At 53.2% G+C, this 8,278-nt stretch carries 5 protein-coding genes; 4 read left to right on the top strand and 1 reads right to left on the bottom strand.

The features are described from left to right. Window positions 1-312 precede the first annotated feature (312 nt). The 4 genes from ACG2F4_RS14765 (at window position 313) to ACG2F4_RS14750 (ending at window position 7,287) form a co-directional block, all read left to right on the top strand. Window positions 313-1,170: a cadherin domain-containing protein gene (locus ACG2F4_RS14765; RefSeq protein WP_395261652.1), complete on the top strand. Its 858-nt coding sequence runs from the start codon at window positions 313-315 to the stop codon at window positions 1,168-1,170. Between the two features lie 334 nt (window positions 1,171-1,504). After that, window positions 1,505-6,118 (top strand): putative Ig domain-containing protein, encoded by a 4,614-nt coding sequence (locus ACG2F4_RS14760; protein WP_395261653.1) that lies wholly within the window; start codon window positions 1,505-1,507, stop codon window positions 6,116-6,118. Between the two features lie 107 nt (window positions 6,119-6,225). Continuing rightward, entirely contained in the window at window positions 6,226-6,492 is a 267-nt protein-coding gene (locus ACG2F4_RS14755) for a hypothetical protein (protein ID WP_395261651.1), read from the top strand. Between the two features lie 312 nt (window positions 6,493-6,804). After that, a complete protein-coding gene (locus ACG2F4_RS14750; protein ID WP_395261650.1) occupies window positions 6,805-7,287 on the top strand; it encodes a hypothetical protein in 483 nt (160 codons plus the stop codon). A gap of 213 nt (window positions 7,288-7,500) precedes the next feature. Here the strand turns inward: ACG2F4_RS14750 and ACG2F4_RS14745 are convergent, their stop codons facing one another. Continuing rightward, the gene (locus tag ACG2F4_RS14745) at window positions 7,501-8,130 is read right to left on the bottom strand and encodes an RNA polymerase sigma factor (protein WP_395261649.1); all 630 of its coding nucleotides are present in this window, start codon (window positions 8,128-8,130) and stop codon (window positions 7,501-7,503) included. Between the last annotated feature and the right edge of the window lie 148 nt (window positions 8,131-8,278).

Raw genomic sequence — 8,278 nt, 5'->3', positions numbered from 1 at the left:
CCTTAAAGAGCTATTTTCTGACCAAACACTCAGCGATATTGAGGCCCAATCCCGTAACCAATTGGGACTCTTCGACTTTTAACGGGACACTAATGTCCTACGATAACTAATGTTATTTTTACCAATAATAGTGCTGATTATAATGCTGGAGCTTTATACAGTGACGGCTCCAATGGTACATCCACTCCAACGATTACTAACACTATATTTTACGGTAATAATGCTTCCGATAAAGGAAATCATATTGAAAACTTTAATGCAACCCCTACCATCAGTTATTCACTTGTTGAAAATGGGGTAAACGGATCAGGAGTGCATGGAGATCCCAATGATGACGGCGGAAATAACATCGATGCCAATCCCAAATTCGTAGACGCTGCTAATCCCGCCGGGCCAGACGGTGAGTGGTTCACCGACGACGATGGCTTGGTCTTGCAGCCCAGTTCACCCGCTGTGGATGCCGGCGATAACGATGCTATTCCATCAGGTGTTACGACCGATATTGCCGGCAACCAGCGCACCCGGGGCGGCACCGTAGATATAGGGGCGTATGAGTCGGAGCCCAACGAGCCGCCATCCTTTGTATCGACTCCTATTTCAGCAAGTGTTGATGAGCATGCTTCACCCGGAACACCTGTTGTAAATATTGATGCGACCGATGGGGATGGTGGTTCGGCCGATGATAACGTTTCTTACAGTATTTCAAATGGAAACCAGGATTACAACTCCGATGGCACCTCGGCTTTTGCTATCGATCCCCAAACAGGCGAAATTACGGTGGATGATGCGGCTGACCTGGATTATGAGGGGAGCACTTCAGTAACGCTGACGATCGAAGCCACCGATGACGGCGGACTGTCGGCCAGTGAAGCAGTTGATATTACACTCCATGATGTGGCAGAAACGTTTGTAGTGGACGGGGATTCCCAGGATTCCTTTGACGGCAAGTCGGAAGCCGGGGAACGTACCGACGGGGGGCGGGCTCGATGTCTACGAGGCGATCGGGCTGGCCCAGGTGGAATCCAGCAGCCTCGATACCATCCGCATCGAGGAGCCGGAGACATCCTCGGAACAGATTTTTGTCTCCGGCAAGCAGCGGCAAGTCAATGCCGTACTGGAAATCGCCCCCGGTGTAACGCGTACGGGCACCAACGGGGCCTATATCTTTAGTTCAGATGACAGTTCATTTGAAAAGATCATAAACAACGGCGACCTGAAACAAGGCCAAAATAGTTCCACTGACCCGACCCTCGCTTTCTACATCCAAAACACCACGCTTGCCAGCGGATTTGAAAACAACGGCCTTGTCAAGAACGATTATGGTGCGCCAACGAGGCAACTCATTTTTATCGACAACGGCTCCACCTTTGGCGGGAATTTCACCAATACGGGAACCCTTGCCGGCGCCGCTACAGCCATTGATCTCCGTACTTCTGTCAAGGGTGATTTATTTAACAGCGGTACTATTACCGGCGACAGCTACGGGGGCTATCTGGCACAAGATGTGGACGGCAGTGTCATCAACTCCGGCACGATATCTTCTGCAGGCAACGCTTTGCGAATCGACGGGGCCATCGGCGGTACACTGGTCAATGAGTCGGGTGGAACGCTTGAAAGTACGGGCAGCGTGGCCCTGCAGCTTGGCAGCGCGGATCACACTGTTATTAACCGCGGAGATATAGCCGGGGGCGATGGTACGGCGGTAAACCTGGGCGACGGTGACGACACGTTTACTGCTGAATCGGGTACAATTACGGGCTCCATTGAAGGTGGAGCGGGTAACGACATCCTTATTGGAAGTGACGCCGGAGAACATTTTGCGGGAGACGACGGGGACGACCTGGTACGCCCCGGGAAGGGAGCCGATACGATCACGCTCGGAAATGGCGCAGACCAAATTCAAGGGACGCCGGAAGAACTGAACGGAGATACGGTTACTGATGCCACAACGGGCAACTCCCTGCTGGTCACCAGCACCACGGGACTCTCCTACCCCGCCACGGTGCGTACCCTGAGCGGTAAAATTGAGATCGACGTCGACGGCGACGGTTTTGGCAGTGCCGATGACATCATCGTCCACGCACCCGGTATCGATACCCTCTCCCTGGATATTACGGAAAAGGCGGGCAATACCCGGATTTCCATTATCGAGAACCGGCCTCCGGTCATCACCTCCAGTCCGGCAGCCACTGTGGATGAAAACAGCACCGGAACTGTTTTCGATGTCGAGGCACACGACGGCGACGGGGGGAGTTCCGACCAGAATATCACCTATGCGCTGGGCGGGACCGACAGCGGACGTTTTTCACTGGATCCCCAAACGGGGAAGCTGGAATTCAATAACAGCCCGGATTACGAGTCTCCCGCCGATGAAGACCAGGACAACGTATACGAGCTGCTTATTGAGGCCGATGACGGTCTTCATTCCGTCAGCCAAAACCTAACTGTCACGGTTGCCGATACACGGCCCGTGCTTTCCGATCAACAGATCGGCGCCATTAATGAGACAGCATCAAACAGCGCGGTAGTGGGTTATATCTCAACCGAAGGGGATCCCCCCGCCACGTTCAAAATCACCGGTGGCGACCCGGATGGCATCTTCGCTGTTGACAACTCGGGCAAGGTCACCGTTGCCGATGACACAGGTCTAGACTACGAAACCACCTCCAGCTACGGTCTCACGGTCGAGGTCAACGACAAGCCTGGAAGCCCTCCTGTTGCCGCAGTGATGACCGTTAATATCAACGATGTGGATGAGGCTCCGGTCTTCATTACCAGGGAGAGTGGCAGTATCGCTTTTTCCGAGCAGGACACGAACCCTGTCATCGATATTGACGCCAACGACGGCGACGGCGGCCGGGCCGACGAAAATGTCTCATACAGGATCGCAAACTCCGGGGACGGTCCTCAATTCACAATTGATCCGTCCACCGGCCTCTTGACGTTTGCCAGTGCCCCGGATTATGAAGCACCCGCTGACAACGACGGGGATAATGAATACACCGTGACGGTAGAAACGGACGACGGGGAAAACAGCACCAGCCAGACCTTTACGATCAACGTAACCGATGTCAATGATCCGCCCGTCATTTCCGGGGATCCGCCGACCTCCATAAACCAGGGCGCCGCCTACAGCTTCACCCCGTCCGCCTCCGATCCCGACGGCGACGAGGTGACCTTCTCCATTCAGAATAAGCCGGACTGGCTCAGCTTCGATCCCGCCACCGGTCAGCTTTCCGGTACCCCTGGCAATGATGATGTGGGCACATTTGAAAATATCACCATCTCTGTCAGTGATCCCGATGATGCCTCCGCTTCCCTGCCCGCGTTTGACCTGACGGTTGACAACAGGAATGACGCTCCCGTGGTAGACGCCGGAATTGAGGATCAAGAAGCCACACAAAATAATGAGTTCAGGTTCACCGTTCCCGATGACGCATTTGCCGACCCGGATGCCGGAGATACCATCACGCTCTCCGTTTCCGGACTGCCGGAGGGCTTACAGTTTAATTCCTCAGACAACAGTATAACGGGAGTTCCCACGGACACCGACCTCGGGGAGAACACCGTGCAGGTAACCGCTACCGACCAGGCCGGGACTGATATCACCACCACGTTTACCCTCACGGTACGTGCCGAGGTACCAAGCCGCGTTGCCCTGGCTGCTCCCATTGATTCTGATAGCGATATCGACCTCTCTCCCACTTTCCTGTGGAAAAAAATCTCCCCGGCCACGCATTATGAGTTACAAATAGCGACCGCCGCCTCGTTTGAACAGGAGTCCCTGGTTCTGCAGGAAACCGATATCGAAACCAACCAGCATATCCTGCAACATCCGCTAAGTCGCAACGCCACCTACTACTGGAGAGTCCGGGGCATCAATCACGGGACTGCCGGAAGTTGGTCAGAGGCGTTTTCCTTTACCACTGTTCCGAACCCGCCTGACCAGATAACACTTGTGAAACCATCGGACGGGGACTTAAACATGCCGCTGCTTCCCTCCCTGTCCTGGGAGCCGACAACGGGAGCTGAAACCTATGAGCTTCGGCTGTCGACCGACAGGAGTTTCTCTTCTCCTGTTGTTGAAGTCTCCTCAATCAACGGCACCTCTTTTGAGATCTCCCCGGAGCTGGATACCGAAACCCGGTACTACTGGCAGGTGCGGGGTGTGAACGCCGGGGGAGACGGGGCCTGGTCAAAAGTATACCAGTTCAAAACGGTGCCAGCCGCACCGAAGCCGGTTACTCTCTCCACGCCGTTAAATGAAACCGGGTCGGTCTCAATGACGCCTGAACTGACCTGGAAGCCCGTTGACGGGGCAGAAACCTACCAACTGCAACTGGCTGCTGATGAGAACTTCCGGAATGTCATATTCAGCCAATCGGATCTGGCAGCTACCTCATTCAGGCTTTCCGATCCGCTGGAGGACAACCAGCGCTATTTCTGGCGGGTGAGGGCGCAGAATAGCGGCGGGTCCGGCAACTGGTCGCCCTACCGGCAGTTTTATACCAGGGCGCACGCCCCTGTGCTCCGGTTCCCCGCTCCCCGGGAAGAGGGCATCAGCATTGCGCCACAGCTGACTTGGACCTCGGAATATGAAGAGGTCCGATTCCGGGTCCGACTTGCAGGGGATATCGAACTGCAGAACCTTGTCGCCGATACGCTGGCAGATGCCCGTGAAGTAGCTTTCAGTGGACTGGAAACCGATACGGATTATTACTGGACCGTGCGGGTAGAGACTCCACAGACCCGGAGCGACTGGTCACCAACCCGTCGTTTTACGACACGCGCGCCCTCTGAACGCACGCCTGCGGACGTAGAGATCGTTTTTGGTGACGATACGGGAGGAGGAGAGCCTGACGCCGGAGCCAGTGACGATCTGCAGTCGTTTGACTACCGGCTGGTCGGCTTGCCGGGCAGCGAAGAAACCCCTGTTCGGGAGCTCTTTGAAGGAGACTACGGGACAGACTGGAAAGTATTTGCTGACAACGGCGAACCCGAGGACTACCTGGTAGAGTTTTCAGGTACCCAGGCATTCAACTTCCGGGCTGGTGTGGGATACTGGATCCTGAGTCGGAACCCCGTTAATATCGACGACGAAATTCCTCCGGTCACAATATCGGATAACGATACCTACAGCATCACGCTTCGACCCGGCTGGAATATTATCAGCAACCCCTTTACACGGACCGCCGACTGGGAACAAATTGAGGTGTTCAACAACTTCTCGGCTCCGCTCTTTGGATATGAAGGCAGCTTTTCGGAAAGTGAACAGATGCAGCCGTACCGGGGATACTACCTGTACAACGACACCGGTTCAGAATATGAACTGGAGATCCCCTACACCAGCCTGGCCAAACGGGGCAATCCGGAAAACAGCCGGGCGAAAAAGAAAACCGATCCCCAACGGGTTGAGCTGGATATCGCCGCAACAGATTACGACCTGCAGAGCACTATTGCTATTGCTTATGCCAGCGACCCCGAGGTGAGAAAAGAACTAAATCAATACCACCCGCCGCTGAATCTAAGTCGGTTCGGTGCAGCCATTGAACAGAAGCAGCTTGGAAAACGCAAGCAGCTGCTTTATTCCCTGGGAGACAGCCATGACAGCCGAAACAACCATTATATCATTCGGGTGAAGTCCGAAACAGCCACCACGACCGAGTGGACCGTTCGCATGGAGGGGATGGATTCCCAGTCTGGCGTACTGGTTACCAACCCACAAAGCGGGCGCTCTGAAATCCTCAACAATGGTGACCGATACCGCCTGGCGGTCGAAAAGGGAATCACGAAGTTTGAAGTTTATACCGGCTCCCGCTCTGAACTTGATGCCGTCCGGGAGGGATTGTTGCCCCAGCAAATTTCGCTCAAGCAGAACTACCCCAATCCATTCAACCCGACGACGACTATACGGTATGGTCTAAACAGCAAAAACAACGTATTGCTGGAGGTATACAATATTCTGGGACGAAAAGTAGGTACGCTGGTAGACCAGGCACAATCGGCAGGTTGGCATGAAGTCTCTTTTGACGCAAGTCGGCTGGCCAGCGGAACCTACTTTTACCGCATAAAAATCGGTCAGCAGATCAAAACCCGGAAGATGATCCTCATCAAATAACCACTCTCCCAAATCTCCTATCCAACGCTATGAACATCTTAAAAGAAAACGCCATGAAGTAGCTATTCTCGTTAATTGCAATACTTTGGCTGCTCTCTTTTCAACAAGTGACCGCTCAACAGGAACGACCCGGCCCGGTACTCGGAACGAGCGCAACCGGCTTTAAAGAACATATCGCCCACCATATAGCGGAAATAAAGCGCGGGATTCACGATTCCCGGGGATGGAAAGACTTTACGATGACAGGTCAGCACCCCGCAATCGGTCGATTGAACCAACTGGTGGACAGTCACAACATATCAACGATCCGGCAGCCCGGCCCCATTTACCTGCTCCGCCAGGCAGATGAAACGTATCGCGTGCAGGATCTCTAAGTCAGTACCAGCCAGACCGACACGCTGGAACACCGGCAACTGATCCTGGAGTTTAACCGTCGCGCACAACTCATCGACGCGCGGCTGGGCCCTGACATCCATAACTTTCAGCTGATACTGGACTACAAAATACCGGCGACTCCCGAAAAACAGCTGTACGTTCAGTCATTTCTTAATACGTTCCGTACCACCCTGGCACGACAAGATACTGCGGCCATACCCACCTTTTTTACTGACAATGCCCAGATCGTTACCGGCTCGATAAACGCATATCCCCGGGAGGACGGCAATCCCGGATTCTGGTACCTAAGCATGTCACCTTCGCAATATATTCAACGCCTGAAGCGCAAAGTATACGATTCCGGTCATCATATAGAGATCGATTTCCGCCGGGCTACAGTCTATGAGCATCCCACGCGACCCGGTATTGTTGCAGTAACACTTCAGCAGCGGTGGAACAGCCCCGCCTATGCCGACAACGGCTACCTGGTCTTGATAATCGAAATCAATGATGAGCCGGTAATTCATCTTCGCAACTGGTATGAATCCGCTCCGCCAACCGGCCAACTGGCAACAGATATTCCGCTGGTTACCAAACTCCGCCCGCCGGCGCTGTCCTCGAGCAGCAGGGCAAGCACACTCACAAAAACGGCTTTTGCCTCATCGCCCGGATCTCCACCTGCAACCTTTTGGGAACGGCATCCGCGTTGGTGGATTCTCCCTGCCGCGGCTACCACCGCCGTTACCCTCGGTGTTACCCTGCTTACGGGAGAGGGGGGCAACCGAGCTACCTGATCCACCGGGTCGTCCGTCCCTGAATTAGCCCTGGTTGCTCGTGTTCCTTCACTCATCTTCGTCTTTAACCCGGAATGGGGATGCGTGGATGCACAAGCCCTCAACCATAGACGGGGCTTCTCGTCGGATGTGTGATAAAACCAAATCGCGGAGACGATACTACAGCGTGATGTAGTCGAATGATGGATTGAAAGCAGGCTTTCATGCAAGAGGCTACACAAACAATAGGAGGGGAAGTAATGAAATTGCAATTTTGGTGATATCATCTCCCATAATCTCACGGAGATTGGATATCGCCCGGTAGATGTGGTTTTTGATCGACTGGTACTTGATTGACAGGATATCTTCTATCTCATCGTAGCTCATCCCGTTGAAATATTTCAGGTAGAGCACCTCTTTTTGGCGGCTGGGCAAATCATCCAGCGCTTTATACAGCGCTTTCAATTTTTCCGCCTTCACTTCATCCTTGATCAAGATGACTTCTGGTGAGAACTGAATCTTTGGTATACTCTCCAACGGTTCTTCCTGCTCCTCAAAATATTTGCGACGTTTCTTTATCTTTTTCAGCAGACTTCTTCGCAGGGAGGCCAGCAAGTATGCCTTTGTGGAATCCACTTCGGAGAGATGCTCCCTGCGATCCCAAAGCACGACAAAAAGCTCGTGGATGCAGTCTTTGGTAAGCTCCGGGCGTCCCGACAGCTTGAGGCCATATCCATACAAGTCCTCATAGTACAGGGTGAAAATCTGTTCCCACGCATCCAGATTTCCATTCAAAAACAGTTCCCAAAGATTGTTTTCATCCGGGGTTACCTTTCTTACCGAATGAATCTTTTTATCTGACATGGCAATAGATCCCGTACCTATCTAGTTCATATACCTCTTGATTAACATTTGGTGTTTATTTCGTTTTGATGTGGATATGATTGACCTGCCTTTCCCGGTTTATCGGTTCCCTTAGATTCAGCAGTCTAAAATAAGTGATAATATTCAA

The organism is Halalkalibaculum sp. DA3122 (assembly GCF_043951865.1).
In the GTDB taxonomy this organism is placed as follows: domain Bacteria; phylum Bacteroidota; class Rhodothermia; order Balneolales; family Balneolaceae; genus JAMQKA01.
The sequence above is the reverse complement of the archived record's forward strand: the minus strand, read 5'-3'. Positions and strand labels throughout refer to the sequence as shown.